Below are 17,191 nucleotides of genomic sequence, written 5' to 3' on the forward strand. Positions count from 1 at the left end.
AGAGCAAACATAGCTCTTTGTGATTATTATAACGATTCTTGATAAGCCTTCCAACCCTCTATTTTATACTTTAGAGAGGCTTGTTCTGCGTCATCAGATTTGTAAATACCTCTACCTACGATTATAAAATCGGTATGGAGTTTTTTAAAGGCGTATTCAGGTGTGTTGTATTGTTGTCCTTTAGAATCGCCTTTGTCTTCAAGATTGATACCCGGCGTGAAAAGAAGCATCTCTTCAGGTAAAGCATCTTGAGAAACGCTACCTATAACATTAGGGTGTGTTTGTGCAATTTTAATAGCTTTCTCACGGTAATTAGCATCTGTAAGTGTGCCTTCGGAAGACATTCCTAAAATGGCAATCACTCCCGAATTTAAGAAATAATCTAAAGAAGAAGCTCCACCAATCACTTGAGAAGTAATTAAATCCGCCCAAGACGAAATGCGATAAACTCCGTAAGAATATTGTAATTCTTGAGTATTACCAATATCCGCAAACTTTCGGTCTTCCATCAATAAGAAATTATGCTTTTGTGCCAAATCTTTGAGTGGAAGTATGGTGTTATCAAAATCAAAATCGGTGATGATGTCAATGTGAGTCTTTAAAGCTACGATATTAGGTCCTACCTTGTCGGCAAAGTCTAGCAGTTCTTTGGTTGTGATAACATCAGCAGAAGCTATAAGGTTAGACTGTTTCTCTAAGGCTATTTCTAATAATTTCTTAGCAACAGGCTGTTTAGCGTGAACAATTTTAGACTCATAAGAAAGTCTTTTTTTCTCCTGAAACTGAATAGGATTTCCGTCTAAAAACTGATTTATTTGCGTTATTTCCTCTGCTGATAATAAATTTTCTTGGTAAAGTATTTCGCAGACTTCTCTTATTCCAAATAGTGTATGCACACGGTAGCCTTGCTTTTCTAATAATTCTTTTCCTCCTTGCTCTCTGTCTAGCACTACTACAATGTCGGTTACTTTAATCCCTTCTTTTTCAATTTCAGGGATAGTTTCAAGTAAAGATTTGCCACTAGTAATCACATCTTCTACTAAAAGGCATTTTTGTCCTTCCTTATAAATTCCTTCTATTAGTTTTTTAGTACCATAGGCTTTAGCTTCTTTTCTTTTAATGATAAGTGGTATTTCACTCTCTAAAGACATTGCTGTTGCCATAGGCAGCGCCGCATAGGGCACACCGCATATCAACTCTGTATCTTGCGTATTTGTAAGATTTAGAAGATAAGTCGCTAGTTTTTTCAGAATTTTAGGGTTAGAAGCTAATGGTCTTAAATCCACATAAAATGGACTTTCTATACCACTTTTTAGTGTAAATTTTCCAAATTTGATAATTCCTAGTTGATAACATTCTAGGAAAAAGTCTTTTTTTAGATTCATTAGATTAGGTTTTTGCAAAGTTAGTATTTTAGACCTAAATCTAAAAATTTTCACAAAACACTTTGGTTTAATAGTTTGTATGTATTAAGACCAAATAATCCAAAACATTTTGAAGGTTATTATCAAAACATTATTTTTGTTATTTTAAATTAAGTTATGCAAAAAAGTATTATTAAAGGATTAGGCTATTATGTTCCTGATAATGTAGTAACTAATGATGACTTATCAAAACTAATGACCACTAATGATGAGTGGATAACAGAGAGAACAGGGATTAAAGAAAGAAGACATCGTAAAAATAGATATGATACAGAAGAAACTACGGCTTATCTAGGTTTTAAGGCTGCGGAAAAAGCAATTAAAAGTGCAGGATTGGAGGCTAAGGATATAGATTATATTATCTTTGCTACACTATCTCCAGATTATTATTTCCCTGGTTGTGGGGTGCTTTTGCAAGAAATGTTAGGTTGTAATACTATAGGAGCATTAGATGTTAGAAATCAATGTTCTGGTTTTGTTTATGCTATGAGTGTGGCCGATGCTTTTATAAAAGCAAATGTTTATAAAAATATATTAGTTGTAGGTGCCGAAATACACTCTTTTGGATTAGATTTTTCTGATGAAGGTAGAGGTGTTTCCGTTATTTTCGGAGATGGGGCAGGAGCAATGGTTCTATCAGCTTCCAATTCTGAAGATTCGGGAGACATTTTAGCAGTTAATATGCATTCTGAAGGGAAATATGCAGAAGAATTAGCCGTAAAATTTCCAGGTACTAAACACGGTTGGAGCGACCGCCTACTGAACGATACCAATGCAATTACCAAGCAAGAGCTATACCCTTATATGAATGGTAATTTTGTGTTTAAACACGCGGTTACTCGTTTCCCTGAAAGTATCTTGGAAGCGTTGGATAAAGCGGGGAAAAGGGTAGAGGATTTAGATATGTTGATACCTCACCAAGCTAATATTAGAATTGCACAGTATGTTCAGCAATTACTTAAATTACCTGAAGATAAAGTATTCATCAATATACAGAAATACGGTAATACAACGGCAGCTTCTATTCCGATTGCTCTTTGCGAAGCTGTAGAAGGAGGAAGAATAAAAAGAGGCGATTTGGTTTGTCTTGCTGCTTTTGGTAGTGGATTCACCTGGGGAAGTGTCTTATTTGAATACTAATCAGATACTTTTTTAATATATTAAGATTAAGGCTTGAAATTAGATATACATTTCAAGTCTTTTATTTTAGTACATTATTAAATAATTTCTCGTTTTTCATTATATTTGTGGACTAATAAAAAAATAAAAAGTTAAAAATGAGTAATACTTACAAATCTGCTGGAGTAGATAAGGAAGAAGGGTACAAAACCGTAGATAAAATAAAATCTGCCGTAGCCGAAACTCACAACAAAAATGTACTTAATAATTTAGGAAGTTTTGGGGCATTTTATGAAATTTCTAATTATAAAAATCCGGTTTTAGTAAGCGGTACAGACGGAGTAGGGACGAAGTTAAAAATAGCGTTAGACACCAAACAATATTCATCTATAGGGATAGATTGTTTTGCGATGTGTGCTAATGATATTTTGTGTCATGGAGCCCAACCTTTGTTCTTTTTAGACTATTTGGCTTGTGGAAAACTAGATGCAGATGTAGCAGCAGAAATAGTTTTAGGAATGGTAAAGGCTTGTAAGGATAACAATTGTGCTTTAATTGGTGGTGAAACTGCCGAAATGCCAGGAATGTACCAAGTAGGCGATTACGATGTGGCAGGTTTCTGTGTGGGAATTGTAGAGAAAGACCAAATTATAGATGGTTCTAAAATTGAAAAGGGTCAGACTATTATTGCTTTGCCAAGTTCTGGTTTTCATTCTAACGGTTTTTCTTTAGTTAGAAAAGTATTTCCTGATTTTTATGAAGAGTTCAATGGAGAGCCTATTTATAAGACTCTTTTAGAACCTACAAGGTTATACTATCAGCCTATTCATAAACTAATGAAAGAGGTAGATTTAAAAGGAATTGCTCACATTACAGGCGGAGGACTTATAGAGAATGTTCCTAGAATTATCCCTGATAGATTATGTGCTAAAATTGATACCTCAAGAATAAAAATTCCTGAAATTATGCTAGAATTAGAGAAAAGAGGTGGTGTAGAAAGAATAGAGATGTTCGGCACATTTAATATGGGAGTGGGTATGATAGTTGTGGTAGATTCAGCGGATAAAGATAAGGTATTATCTCTTGTTGAAGATGCTTACGAGATAGGAGTTATAGAAGAACATTCAGAAAAAATTGTACTACACTAGACTTGTCTAAGAATATGAAAAATATTGTAGTCCTAGTTTCTGGTTCGGGGAGTAACCTCCAAAGATTGATAGAAGCAATAGAAAACAAAGAAATTAGCAACACCCAAATAAGTATGGTGGTTGCAGATAGAGATTGTTATGGTTTAGAACGGGCTCGTAACCACGGAATAGAAACTTTAATGATTAAAAGAGGAAAAAACTTTTCTTCTGAATTAAAAGAACGACTTCCTAAAGATGTGGATTTGATTGTTTTAGCGGGTTTCTTATCTATCATAAAATCACCATTAACTGAAGAGTATCAGGGTAGAATGATTAATTTACATCCCTCATTATTACCAAAATTTGGAGGTAAAGGTATGTGGGGAATGAATGTTCACGAAGCCGTATTAGAAGCAGGAGAAAAAGAAACGGGTGCTACGGTACATTTTGTAACCTCTGGAATAGACGAAGGAGATATTATCTTACAAGACAAAGTTAAAATAACTCCTAATGATACCGCTGAAAGTATAGCTGCTAAAGTACACGAGATAGAATATAAAATCCTACCAAAAGCAGTAGAGATGCTATTGAAATAATGAAAAAGGCGTTACAAAACGCCTTTTTTTAGTTTTTAAGAACTACTTTTATGAATGTACCTTGTTAGTTTAATTCCCATATCCGTCCATAGAATTTTCGCATTGGCATTTCTGCTAAGGTGATAATCCGCATCAGAAATCTCAGAAAGGATATCCTCTATGTTTGCACCGTGGATAAAGTTAGAAAAAGCTTCCCAATTAAAATTGTTTTTCATTAGTCTTTTATAAACTAAATTTTGGACACCATAATTCTGTAACATTGCCAAACGAAACATCTCGGTACAGTATTCTAAGAAGTTTTTTTGTTTTTCTCTGTTCCATTCGGAGATATTTTTAGCCCAAATAATAAGGTCTTTTAATACTTTAGGATTTTTCTTCGCTTGGAAAGCTAATCTTACCCATTGTATAAAATAGTCTTCATACTCCTCGTCAGAATTTTCTGCAGTAATGAGCTTTAAGGCGGTGTTATAGTTGCCTTGAGCTTGGTGTAGGACTTCTTTAATTTTATCTTCGTCAGAGGTAAGATGTCTAATGCCTTCCTTTAAATCTTGTTCTTCAATCCTAGGAACCTGAATGATTTGGCAACGAGAAAGTATTGTCTGAAGCATCACCTCCGAAGAGTTAGCTGTAAGGATAATAATAGTTTTTTCAGGCGGTTCTTCTAGAAATTTAAGGAATTTGTTTGCTGCGTCTTCACGCATTTTATCGGCATTCCAAATAATGAGTATCTTGGTACCACCTTCAAAACTTTTGAGGCTAAACTTTTCGCTTTTATCTAGAATTTCATCTACAGAAATATAGAGTTGTTTGTTTTCAGCATTTAGTTGGTTTACCCAGTCGTGATGTTCGGAGTAAGGGTTTTTAAGCATCATCTCCCGCCAAGTATCAAAGAAAAAACTACTTACAGATTTCCCCTTATCATCTCTAAACACAGGAAAACTAAAATGAACATCTAAATGATTAAGATGCTCCACTTTGGTAGCGGACTTTTGGTTTTCTCGTTTTAAGATTTCTTGGGCGTAGGCTAGAGCTAGAGCTAAAGTCCCGTAGCCACTTTCTCCCAAAAATAATTGAGCATGGCTTACTCTATTATTATCAATGCTTTCTAGTAGAGTTTGCTTAATTTTATTTTGACCAATAACCGCTTCCCAATTCATGTTCCAAAGATACTAAAATCTCTCTATTTTCCAATTTTTTTAGGTTCTGTAACGCCTTAACAAACTTTAACGCCTTTTAAATTTTCTCATTTCATTTATAATTAGGATATTTGCGTTCTGATTAAGATATTTATATAGATAATGAAGAAAATCATTAACGCATCGTTCATCATTTTTGCAGGATTATTGTCTGCACAGAATATAGGTAATTCGCCCTATGCTGCCTTTGGAATAGGAGATACTAAATATGATAATACTGCGGAAATAAGTGCTATGGCAGGGATTTCTACGGCTTATGTTTGGGACTTTAACAATAGTTTTAACTTTAGCAACCCAGCCGCAAATACCAATTTTGGTTTAACGGCTTTTAAAGTACAGGTAAATAATGACAATCAGTACCTCAAGTCTAACTATAACAATCTAGATGTTACTAAGCATTCTTCTTATTTATCCAACATCTCTATAGCATTTCCACTTTCGGAGAAGGTTAAGTTTGGTTTAGGCTATCAGCCTTACAGCTCTAAGCGTTATGATATTCTTTCTCAAACCACAGTGAATGGAAGTGTAACACAGGCTAATTCTTTCACAGGAGAAGGTACGCTCAATACCATTCAGTCTGCCATAGGGTATCAGATTACGCCGTCTTTCTCTTTAGGTTTAAGAAGTAATTTCTATTTTGGGAAGATTATAGATAGAGAAGAAGTGGCTATCTCTGGAGCAGAGCTCATCAACGGTTTTGAAACTTCTAGAAAGATAAAAAGTTGGAACTTTACTTTAGGTTCTGTATATCAAAAGAAATTACCTAAAGACAAAAAAATGACGATAGGGGCTACCTACACCTTCGGAAATATGGGAACTATAGATGCTTCTTACCTCAATAGTACCTATTACTACTATGGTAAAGAAAAGGTGGACGAAACGGTGATTTCTAAGGAAAGCTATAAGGAGAACGATATTATCCCACAAAGAGCCTCATTAGGGCTTGGTCTAGGGCATGATGCTAAGTGGTTTATTTCAGCTCAAATGGATTATACCAAAGGTGGAGCAGTAAAGTTTTCGGGAGCTCCTGCTACGTTTAAAGATGCTTACCGTATAGCAGTGGGAGGGTGGTATCTACCGAACCATAACGATTTTAGAAACTATTTTTCTAGAGTTATCTACCGTTATGGAGCTTACTATGAAAAAGGCAATCTTAACATCAATAATACCAATATCAATGAGTATGGTATCAGCCTTGGAGGGACATTTCCGTTCCAAAATTCTAATGTAATGAGAATGAACGGAATTGATTTAGGAATTGATTTAGGTAAGAGAGGGGCTTTGAGCAATAATCTTATCTCTGAAAGATTTATCAACTTCAAAATAGGGCTTAATTTTGCCGATAAATGGTTTAACAAACGCCAGTACGACTAATATTGGAGTTGGCTATCAATGAAACAAGCAATAGCTAAAATATTAACTAAAAGTATAGCTACCCTATCTGTGGGGGCTATATTTTTTGTTTTAACCTCTTGTGAGGAAGACCTTACCAAGTACAATCAAAATAAACCGACCAACTTTGCTTCTAGGATTATTTATAACGCAGATATTGTGCAAAGAGACTCTGGAGCGATAAAAGTTAGGTTTAAAGCTCCTCTTTTAGAAGAGTACGAGTTTATAGACACGCCTTATGTGGAAATTAAGAAAGGGCTTTACCTAGAGTTTTATGATAAAAAGAAGCCTAAAGTACCAGGTAAACTATGGGCAAACTATGCCAAAATAATACAAAAAAAGGACTTCTACGAAGCCAAGGGTAATGTAAAAGTCATCAATAACGAGGGACAAACATTTGTAATGCAGTCTATCTATTGGGACAAAAAGAATAATAAAATGTACACCAAAGACACTGTATTTATTACCGATAAAGACGGGAATACCTTTGTGGCTTCTGGAGGAATGAATGCCAAAGACGACTTCTCTGAATATGTTTTGTATAACAATTCTGGAAACTTTAGCGCTAAGGCAATCCCTGAAATGGGGAAATAAGCTTAATATTTATTTAATATATTAAGCTGATATCTTTACTTTTTCAGAATTTTTTTATTTACCAGTTCCCCATCTTGAAATTGAATCTGAATCATATAAGCTCCTTTGCTTAAGTCGGAAACATCGTTATTATCACTATTTAATTTCTTAAGAAATCTTCCGTCTATGGAAAATAAATTAATAGATTGGACTTTTCTATCTGATATATAATTAAGTTTTGTAGATACTGGATTTTCAACGAAGAAATTTTCGGGTCTTGATTTTTCAACAGTTGATAAAGATGCTACAGTATTGTACTTTGCGACAAATTTTTTGCTATTATTTACATCTGAAAAACTACCTGAAACCAAAATGTTATTAGGATTTACAACCATACTTTCAATAAATTTTAAATTAAGATTAGGCTCTACATAATAACTAAATTTTGAAGATAACTTACCTAGCTGATTAACTGCAGAAATAAATAAACTTTTTAGTTCATTATTATTATCAACTTCAGCACCTCCAATGTAATATAAATCTCCCACTTTATTAATAGTTGTTATAAGTATTGGATGAGATACGAAATCAAAAACAAAATTATTATCAAAATTCCCATCTGAATTAATTTTATATAAAACTCCATCATTTGAACCTGCAGAAAAAATGATATTATCATCATTATCTAAATACGCCTGAAATATACTGTCAAAATTTCTAGAAGTAGTTATATTTAGAATCCCACTAATGCCAAAATTGGTTAATGGTTGTCCATTGTTATCAAATTTTTGAATGGAATATTGATTGTTTGAAACACCTTTCAATCCAACAATATTTTTAGAAGAGTCTATAAAAATCTGATCTGCTATTGTCGAAGCAGAACCATTTAAACCAAAAGAAGAATCAATTGTTCCATCAGAATTTAGTCTAAATATTTTATTATCAGGAATACTTGTATAAACTATTATTTTATCTCCTTGTATCAAAAGATTTTGATTATCAAAGGTTGAGTTCGTCCCACTCCCCATCAAAGTAGTTTTACCATTATTCCCAAATGTTAGATCAACTTGCCCTGTAGGTAAAATCCTCATGATTTTAGTATCGATAACACCTCCTGCAACAATTAATTTACCATCATTTTGCAGTCTCATCGCCAAACCATTATCAGCTACATTATAGCCTAAATTTATTTCACCATTGACTCCAAAGGAAGTATCAATATTTCCGTTAGGAGTTAACTTTGTTATTATATCTTCCTCTTTATTCGTTACTGAATTTGTTCTTTGTCTGATAAAATACAAACTCCCATCATCTAATTGTAATAACTTAGAGTTATCCCATTGTTTAGAAGATTCATTTTGAGTATAAATTCCGTTAATAGCAAAAGTGCCATCCAATGAAGATATTTGTGAAAAAGCAATATTAGAGGAGATTAAAGTAAGAAAAAATATTTTCTTTATCATAATTTATTTCTTTAAGTTAATATAAAAAGTCAATAGTGTCCTAAATATTTAAGTAATTGATTAACAATGAAATTACCTATGTTAAAAATATATAATATGTTAAATATCAATATTTTAAGTATGTGTTAAAAATTTATTTAGGACGCTATTGTGAAAATAGTAATAGCTAAGTAAGGCTGATATTATAGAGTTATAACTGTTCTATCTTATCCGTTAAGTTATTGATGAAGTTTTGAAGTGGCTTCTCTACCATCATTTTGATAAAAGGATTAAATTTTCCTTCAAATAAAAGCTGAACTTCTGTTTGGTTTTCGTTAATAGCGTTCATCATTCCTGTAAGACCAAAGTCTAAGCTAGAACTAGCAGACTTTAATACTACTTTTTCGCCTTCTTTTACTTCGTCTATTTTAAGGGCGATTTCTGGCATACCCTTAAGTCCGAACTTAAAACCATCAGCTACGGTTTCAAATTTTTGTAGTCCTTCAGGCATCAGTTCTTTGTAATCTTCTGGGCGTTTTAACATTTCAGATAACTGTTTTGCTGATTTATTTACGATAATTTTTCTTCCTTCTAAATTCATTTCTTATTTTTGTTAAATTATTAAACTTCCGCAAATGTATAAAGTTTTTATCAATGAAAAAAGATTAATCATCAGTAATCAACCCGAAAGTACGGAGCATAACATAATATTTACTGATGAGAAAAATATAGAAGAAGGGATAGAGCTACTAGAAAAAACTTCTACAAGAGAGGTTTGTGTTTACGCTTCTAATGTAGACGAATTGTGGAAGTGCTTTAAATCTTTATTTCATATTGTAGAAGCGGCAGGAGGTTTGGTAGTAAATAAAGAGGATAAAATTTTATTTATACACAGGCTAGGGAAGTGGGATTTGCCTAAAGGTAAACTAGAGAAAGGCGAGGGTGTAAAAGAAGCTGCTGTAAGAGAGGTAGAAGAAGAAACAGGGATTACAGATTTAGAGCTGTTAGATTTCTTACAAGAAACTTATCACATTTATACCGAAAAAAAGAAAAGAATACTCAAGAAAACCTATTGGTTTACGATGAAATACAACGGCTCTGAAGTGCCTTCTCCACAGATAGAAGAAGGTATAAGCAAAGTAGAGTGGAAGTCGCATAAGGAAATACAAGAGCGTATTTATCCTCAAACATTTAAGAATATACAACTACTAATCAATCTTTATTTTAGATTAAATAATATCGTCTAATATTTTCTCTAGAGCAATACCTCTTGAGCCTTTTAGTAGAATGTTTTTGGTAGTTAGCGGTTGGGTTTTAAGATATTCGGAGAGTTGTTGAGTGTTAAGAAATGCTGTACCTTGTGTATTTACACTAGAGAAATGTTTCCCAACAGTAATGATTTCATCAAAATTAAGAGACTGTGCTTTTTGAAGAATAGTTCTGTGTTCTTCCTCAGAAGCATCGCCTAGTTCTAGCATATCCCCAATGATTACGGTTTTACTGCCATTAAACAAAGCAAAATTCTCTAAAGAAACTGCCATACTACTAGGGTTAGCATTGTAAGTGTCTAACACCAAGGTTTTATCTCCTTTTTGCATAATTTGAGAACGCATATTGGTAGGCGTGTACTTTTGTATGGCTTCTTTAATAAGGTTTTTATCAATGCCAAAATGTAGTCCTAGACTTACAGCTGCTGATATGTTGGTAAAGTTATAAGCTCCTGTAAGTTGCGAAATCATTTTTTCGCCTTCAAAAATAAGTCCCACTCTTTGATTATCATAGAATAATTGGAAATCATAGTCAGATTGAGGTGTTCCAAAACAAATGATTTTAGAGTAGTCTTTTGTTTTTTCTACCTGTATGGTATCGTTGGCATTAACTAAGATTTGTTTATTTTCTTTTTTAAGATAATCATATAATTCTGATTTTCCTTTGATAACACCTTCTACACCTCCGAATCCTTCAAGATGTGCCTTTCCAAAATTGGTAACATAGCCATAGTCAGGCTGAGCTATTTGACATAAAAGTTCAATTTCTTTCTGATGATTAGCACCCATTTCTACCACTGCAATTTCGTGCTCTGGCTTTATAGAAAGTAGAGTAAGAGGAACGCCTATATGGTTATTAAGATTGCCCTTAGTGAATTGTACATTGTATTTCTTGGATAATACCGCAGCTATGAGTTCTTTAGAAGTGGTTTTTCCATTACTTCCTGTAAGAGCAATAATAGGAATGTTAAGTGTATTTCTATGAAAGATAGATAACTCTTGTAAAAATTTTAAAGTAGAAGGAACATAAAAAATATTTTTACCGATATTTTCGTACTCCTTTTGTTCTACTATTACGGCTAAGGCTCCTTTGTTAATAGCATCTTCTGCTAATGTTGCTGCATTGAAATTCTCGCCAGAAAAAGCAAAAAATAAATCACCTTCAGCAATAGTTCTACTATCAATGGAAACTTTATTGCTTTTTAAATATGTTGGATAAAACTGTTCTACATTCATAGCCCAAAAATAAAAAAACCTTTCCAATAAAGAAAGGTTTTTTTAGAGTTTAGGAAGTTGTTTATCTTTTACTTCTTTTGTTCATATTGTCTTTAGCGTCTTGTGCCACACGGAAGCCAACCCAACCGTAAGCTCTTGCTTCATCTCTATATCTTCTTTGCCCTGGGTCTAGCCAATATGCGGTATCTTTCCACGAACCACCTTTAACTACTCTAGAGCTATTAGAAACATTAGAGGTTCTAAACTTTTTATCTTTCTCTAGGATAACTTTCCCTTTGGCATCTACAAAGAATCTTCTCTTAGTAGAGTTATACATATTAAACTCTTTAGATGCAGCACTGTCAAGTTCTCTTCCGTTTCCAGCACCTAGAGAAGACATGAAATCTCCATCACGGAAGTTTCTTTTATCATCAACAATTTCTCTTTCATATTGTCCTGGTAAGCCTCTGTAGACTCTTCTACCATCTGCTAAAGTATCATATTTGATATTATTACCATCAACTTTAGAGAAGGTGCCATCACTATTTTTAACTACTTGTTTATAAACATTACCTCTGTAATAGTTAAAATCACTAGCTTCATCGTCTATAATTGGTCTGTAAACATCAGCTGTCCATTCAGCTACATTGCCATACATACCATAAATACCTAAGTCGTTAGAAGGATATTGTCTTACATCAGCAGTGGTAGGAGAGCCGTCGTTATTCCAACCAGCAGGACCCGAATAATCTCCTCTACCATACTTAAAGTTTTCAAGAAACATACCTCTATTTCTACCTTTGTTACCTCTTAATTTGTCTATTTCTGGAATTTTGCCTGTATAAAGATTGTACTCTCTATTTTTTTGTAAACCTAGAGCTGCAAATTCCCACTCTACTTCGGTAGGAAGACGATATTTAGTAACCACTGCAGGACCATTACCTTTATTGGCAGCTAAGATTCTAGAGTTAGCAGTTTTGATTCCAGACTTTTGTTTCAGTCTTTGCTCATTGATGTAACTCTGCATTTCAGGATCGTTCGCTTTATACTTGTCTAATGTAAAAGAGGATTGCCCTTGGTTATTACTTTCGTTGGTATATAAATCTTTAGAAATAACTCCTTGATCCATTAGTATTCTTTCTCCAACTCTGTCCGTAAGCCATTCACAATACCTGTTAGCTTGTAACCAAGATACCCCAACGACAGGATAATTGTTATAGGCTGGAGAACGGAAATATGTTTCTGAATAATCATTTCTAGATAGTTCGTTATTCCAAACTAAAGTGTCAGGAAGAGCTCCTTTATAAATATCTTTGAAACTAGGGTCAGAAGAAGGGAAAACAAACTTTAACCAAGTTACATAGTTACGGTAATCGTAATTGGTAACTTCGGTTTCGCCAATGAAGAAAGAACTTACTTGCATTCTTCTAGGAGTGTTGTTCCAGTCGTGCATCACATCATCTTTCACTAATCCCATAGTAAAAGTACCGCCTTGTACGAATACCATTCCTGGTTGTCCTTTCTGTTTTTCTTCTTTTCCAGAGAAGAACCAACCTTTTTGGTCGTTTTCTTTCCAGCCTGTAAGGCTTGTAGTTTTACCTGAACCTCCACCTTTTTTGGTATTGCCACTACCACAACTAATTAAGGTTAAAGATGAACCTAAAACACATAATGAAAATAACTTTAGTTTTTTCATTCGATATAATATTTTTCTTTTATTTAAACAATAATGATGAGGACTAACAAAATGTAATCTCAAAACATTTTCAGCTTACAAAGAAAGTTAAATTATTCTACTTTACAAAATAGATTTTAACCTTTTTTGCTAAACGAAAAGAATTAAATTTTATTGTTTTAATTTTTTACTTTTACTTTGCAAAGAAAACAGATTTATTCTAAATATATTAGAAATATTCATTATGAAATTATTACTTAATAAGAATATACTACTAGCAATAGTTTTGGTGTGTAATTTTTTTGGAGCTCAAACCACTCAAATACAATGGCAAGGTAGTACAGAACTAAGTTATGGCACGAATAAATCGGTTAAATTACCTAGTTTTATCAATAAAGAATTAGTATTTGATAATAATCAAATATACCTTCAAAATACCACAAAGGTAGCCCAAGATGAAAGTTATATTGTTACAAATTTGGTGTGGGAAAAACTTCAAGATAGCCAAAGATTTGATTTAGATGCTTCTTTAATAACATCAGAGGAGGAAGCGGAAGTAAATGTGCAAAAAAACTCCTTTGGAGAAGGTTTTCTTCTTAATTTAAGGATTAAAGCTATAAAAAAGGAAGGTAATGAGCTCAAAAAATTAGTTTCATACACTTTAAAAAAAGAGGGTAAAGTTTTAAGAGCTAATAACAATTCGAATAAGATTTTATCCACTTCAGGAACTAGTCCATTAGCTTCAGGAACTTTTTATAAAATAAAGGTAGATAAATCAGGTGTATTTAAAATTACTAGTCAGTTTTTGAGGGATAATGGTATCAATCCGTCTTCCATCAATCCTAAAAATTTCAGAATATATGGTAATGGCGGGCTTATGTTGCCTGAATATAATCTAGATAAATATTATAATACTTTACAAGAGAATGCGATAGAAGTAGTAGGAGAGGAAGATGGACGATGGGACGAAGGAGATTATGCTCTCTTTTATGCTCAAGGTGCAGACGGCTATGCCTTTTATAATAGGAATAATCGTAAGTTTGATACTCGAACAGATAGACCTTCTCACTACAAAAATATCTACGAAGATAACGCTTATTATTTTATCAATTTTGACATAGGGGCTGGTAAGAGGATTAGTACAGTTCAAGATACCCCACCCACAACCGACCTTATCACAGAATACGATGCCTATCAGTTTATCAATGAAGATAAAAATAACCTTAGAGGGATAGGTAGATTATGGGTAGATGATGCTTTTAGTAGTACAAAAGAAGTTACTTTTAATCTAACGGACGCTCCATCGGATTCTAGAGTTAAATTTAGAACAAGATTAATTGCTAAAGATGCTCAAAGTACTAAAATTACTTTAAATATAGGAGGTAATACTTTTGAACAAAGTATTTCTGGACAAGGTGTTTCTGGACAAAGTGTTTCTGGACAAAGTGGATATAATTCTGTTTTATTCCTCTCTTCTATATCTTCAGACACTAATAAAGTAACGTTTAATTATACTCCAAATATAAGTACTAATCCTAATGCTGTATTTTATCTAGACTATGCAGAAATAGAGTACAAACAGCCTTTAAAATTCAATGGTTCTCAATTGATTTTTAGAGATTTTGCACTTATGGAAACCTCAATGCAAAACTATGGTTTTCAAATTAGTAATTCTGAGTCTATTGATAGAGTTTGGGATGTGTCTGATGTAACTAATGTTAAGGGCAAAAAGAATCTCAACTCTGCAAATAACCTTTTTACTTTAGCTTATTTTGCTGATAGTGATATTTTTAATAATGAGTTTGTAGCGTTTAAAATAGATGCCGCTTATACGCCTAGTTTTGTGGGTAGGATAGAAAATCAAAATTTACAGGCTCTTACAGATGTAGATTATCTTATTATTACAAGCTCTGATTTCGCAACAGAAGCCAAGAGATTGGCAGATTATCACACTCAAAAAAATGGATTTAAAACAGCGATTGTAGAACCTAGCAAAATATATAACGAGTATAGTTCAGGTGGACAAGACATTACTGCTATAAGAAACTTTATTTCTTATCTTAAAAATAATGGTAGATTAAAATATGTCCTATTGTTGGGAGATGGTTCTTACGACTATAAAAACCGTACAGGTAGTAATTCTAATATTGTACCTACCTATGAAAGTGAAAGCAGTTTAGATTTTAATAATTCCTATGTTACTGATGATTATTTTGTAATGACTTCGCCACAAAGAAGCACTTCTTTGAGCAATGTTTTACCTGACCTACCTATTGGAAGAATTCTCGCTAAAAATATAACAGAAGCTAAAATAGGGATAGATAAAACTTTAGCATACTACAACGCTTTGCCTAACCAATCTACACCTTTTGGCGAGTGGCGAATGAATATGGATTTTGTTGTAGATGACGATAGAGATGGAGGGGCTCCTTTCCACGATGAAATTAATTCGGCTTTAGTTAATTTGTTTGAAACTAACACTTCAGATAAAAAGGAGTATCATATTAGAAAACTTTACTTAGATTCATTCTCTCCAGAAGCTACTGCAGGAGGGCAGAGGTTTCCTCAAATCACACAGGGGATTAACACAGCTATGGGGAATAGTTTATTTTTGTTCTATTTTGGGCATGGTGGCGTTAATGGTTGGGCTCAAGAGAGAGTGCTTACACTTAATGAAGTTAACCAATTTAACAACTTCAGCAGTACTTATAGTCGTTTTCCACTTGTTTCTACTATTACTTGCGAATTTACCCTTTGGGACGACCCAAATACACCTTCTCTAGGAGAAATTTTATTTAAATTAAAATCGGGAGGTCCAGCTATGATGATTACCTCTAGTAGGGAGTTAGGAGTGTCTTATGGAAGAAGATTTACCAATACATTTTTAGCCTCCATTCTTAAAAAGGAAAATACAGAACGCTTCTATACTTTAGGAGATGCTTTTCTAATGGCAAAGAACAGTTTTGGGGTTCACCCAGACCATTTAAAAGTTAATATGTTAGGAGACCCTGCAATGAGGCTTAGCCGACCAGCTCCTAGAATTGTGATTGACCAAATAGAAAAGCCAACTCAGGAAAGTATAAGAGCTTTGGATTTTGTGAAAATTAAAGGTCATGTTAATGCTATTTCAGGGAATTTAGATGAAACCTTTAATGGTAGAATAGTAGCCAATATATTTGATAAAATACAAGATAAAAAAACACGAAATAATGATGGTGACTTAACTCCGATACTCAACTATAAAGAGGAAGGAAATCCTATTGTTAAAACTTCAGGAACGGTTAAAAATGGGGTTTTTGAGATAGAGTTTTATATGCCTAAAGATATTGATTTTAGCTTAGGGGACGGGAGGCTACTCTTATATGCAAATAATAAAGAGATAGATGTTTACCAGTCCGAAATAGTTAAAATAGGTGGTATTAACCCTAATGGTATTAAGGATAATGAACCTCCTAAGGTTAAATTATACATGAATAATACTAATTTTGTTAATGGAGGTATCACAAATGAAAACCCTGTGCTTTTAGCTTGTGTTACAGATGATACTGGTATTAATGCCACAGGAGCTGGTATAGGGCATGATATCACAGTTACTCTAGATGGAGAAGTTATCAATACCATTGTTCTTAATGACTTCTATACTCCAGGAGAGGAAAATGGGTGTGTAAATCCTAGTCTCAAAGAGTATCAGAAAGGTAGTGTGAGTTATCCATTCAGAAATCTAAAGGCAGGAGAACATCAGTTGGTATTTAAAGTTTGGGATATTAACAATAATTCATCAACTACATCGTTAAATTTCGTAGTGAGGCCTCAGGCGGAGGAAAATTTAGTAGTAAAAAGATTATTAAATTGGCCTAACCCATTTACTAATAAAACTTATATTCAGTTTGAACATAATTGTCCTGATGTTTTAGAAGTAGGAGTTCAGATTTATACTATCACAGGGAAACTTGTTAAAACTCTACGTCAGACGGTAAGTTCGGAGCCTTTTAGAGAAGGATTTAGAACGGGAAGACAACAAATAGAATGGGACGGAACAGATGATTATGGTGCAAATGTGGGAAAAGGTACTTATATTTACAAAGTTTTTGTAAAAAGTGCCAATCAGGAGACTTGCAAAGGCTCTTCTACTCAAATAGAGAAAATGATAATATTAAAATAAAA

General features: G+C 33.4%; 13 protein-coding genes. 7 read left to right on the plus strand and 6 right to left on the minus strand.

Annotated features, from left to right (window positions below):
* Nucleotides 1–26: 26 nt before the first annotated feature.
* Nucleotides 27–1,385: an orotate phosphoribosyltransferase gene (locus tag D1J36_RS08495; protein ID WP_154136748.1), complete on the minus strand. Its 1,359-nt coding sequence runs from the start codon at nucleotides 1,383–1,385 to the stop codon at nucleotides 27–29.
* A 156-nt stretch (nucleotides 1,386–1,541) separates the two neighbouring features.
* Between D1J36_RS08495 and D1J36_RS08500 the strand changes: the two genes are divergently transcribed.
* The 3 genes from D1J36_RS08500 to purN all read left to right on the plus strand — a co-directional run bounded on the left by D1J36_RS08500 (nucleotide 1,542) and on the right by purN (nucleotide 4,266).
* Entirely contained in the window at nucleotides 1,542–2,564 is a 1,023-nt protein-coding gene (locus tag D1J36_RS08500) for a 3-oxoacyl-ACP synthase III family protein (protein ID WP_154136749.1), read from the plus strand.
* Between the two features lie 137 nt (nucleotides 2,565–2,701).
* Nucleotides 2,702–3,691: a phosphoribosylformylglycinamidine cyclo-ligase gene (gene purM, locus D1J36_RS08505; protein ID WP_154136750.1), complete on the plus strand. Its 990-nt coding sequence runs from the start codon at nucleotides 2,702–2,704 to the stop codon at nucleotides 3,689–3,691.
* A gap of 14 nt (nucleotides 3,692–3,705) precedes the next feature.
* Nucleotides 3,706–4,266 carry a phosphoribosylglycinamide formyltransferase gene (gene purN, locus D1J36_RS08510; RefSeq protein WP_154136751.1) on the plus strand — a complete coding sequence of 187 codons (561 nt, stop codon included), beginning with the start codon at nucleotides 3,706–3,708 and terminating at the stop codon, nucleotides 4,264–4,266.
* Nucleotides 4,267–4,301: 35 nt separating this feature from the next.
* Here the strand turns inward: purN and D1J36_RS08515 are convergent, their stop codons facing one another.
* Complete coding sequence (locus D1J36_RS08515) at nucleotides 4,302–5,423, minus strand: ATP-binding protein (RefSeq protein WP_154136752.1); 1,122 nt, start codon at nucleotides 5,421–5,423, stop codon at nucleotides 4,302–4,304.
* Nucleotides 5,424–5,564: 141 nt separating this feature from the next.
* Between D1J36_RS08515 and D1J36_RS08520 the strand changes: the two genes are divergently transcribed.
* Nucleotides 5,565–6,836: a hypothetical protein gene (locus D1J36_RS08520; protein ID WP_154136753.1), complete on the plus strand. Its 1,272-nt coding sequence runs from the start codon at nucleotides 5,565–5,567 to the stop codon at nucleotides 6,834–6,836.
* An 18-nt stretch (nucleotides 6,837–6,854) separates the two neighbouring features.
* Complete coding sequence (lptC, locus tag D1J36_RS08525; RefSeq protein WP_154136754.1) at nucleotides 6,855–7,448, plus strand: LPS export ABC transporter periplasmic protein LptC; 594 nt, start codon at nucleotides 6,855–6,857, stop codon at nucleotides 7,446–7,448.
* 35 nt (nucleotides 7,449–7,483) lie between these two features.
* Here the strand turns inward: lptC and D1J36_RS08530 are convergent, their stop codons facing one another.
* The gene (locus tag D1J36_RS08530; protein WP_154136755.1) at nucleotides 7,484–8,890 is read right to left on the minus strand and encodes a T9SS type A sorting domain-containing protein; all 1,407 of its coding nucleotides are present in this window, start codon (nucleotides 8,888–8,890) and stop codon (nucleotides 7,484–7,486) included.
* Nucleotides 8,891–9,080: 190 nt separating this feature from the next.
* Nucleotides 9,081–9,470: a hypothetical protein gene (locus tag D1J36_RS08535; protein WP_004919176.1), complete on the minus strand. Its 390-nt coding sequence runs from the start codon at nucleotides 9,468–9,470 to the stop codon at nucleotides 9,081–9,083.
* A gap of 34 nt (nucleotides 9,471–9,504) precedes the next feature.
* On the opposite strand from D1J36_RS08535, the gene D1J36_RS08540 reads away from it, so the two are divergent.
* The gene (locus D1J36_RS08540) at nucleotides 9,505–10,116 is read left to right on the plus strand and encodes an NUDIX hydrolase (protein ID WP_154136756.1); all 612 of its coding nucleotides are present in this window, start codon (nucleotides 9,505–9,507) and stop codon (nucleotides 10,114–10,116) included.
* On the opposite strand, the gene D1J36_RS08545 is transcribed toward D1J36_RS08540, so the two are convergent.
* Nucleotides 10,099–11,373 (minus strand): UDP-N-acetylmuramoyl-tripeptide--D-alanyl-D-alanine ligase, encoded by a 1,275-nt coding sequence (locus D1J36_RS08545; protein WP_154136757.1) that lies wholly within the window; start codon nucleotides 11,371–11,373, stop codon nucleotides 10,099–10,101. The two genes, D1J36_RS08540 and D1J36_RS08545, sit on opposite strands and share 18 nt — an antisense overlap.
* Before the next feature lie 61 nt (nucleotides 11,374–11,434).
* Nucleotides 11,435–13,048, minus strand: a complete 1,614-nt coding sequence (gene gldJ, locus D1J36_RS08550) for a gliding motility lipoprotein GldJ (protein WP_154136758.1) — start codon at nucleotides 13,046–13,048, stop codon at nucleotides 11,435–11,437.
* Between the two features lie 223 nt (nucleotides 13,049–13,271).
* Here gldJ and porU point away from each other — a divergent pair, with 223 nt between their 5' ends.
* Entirely contained in the window at nucleotides 13,272–17,189 is a 3,918-nt protein-coding gene (porU, locus tag D1J36_RS08555; protein WP_154136759.1) for a type IX secretion system sortase PorU, read from the plus strand.
* The last annotated feature ends 2 nt before the right edge of the window (nucleotides 17,190–17,191 follow it).

The organism is Riemerella anatipestifer (genome assembly GCF_009670965.2).
Classification (GTDB): domain Bacteria; phylum Bacteroidota; class Bacteroidia; order Flavobacteriales; family Weeksellaceae; genus Riemerella; species Riemerella anatipestifer_B.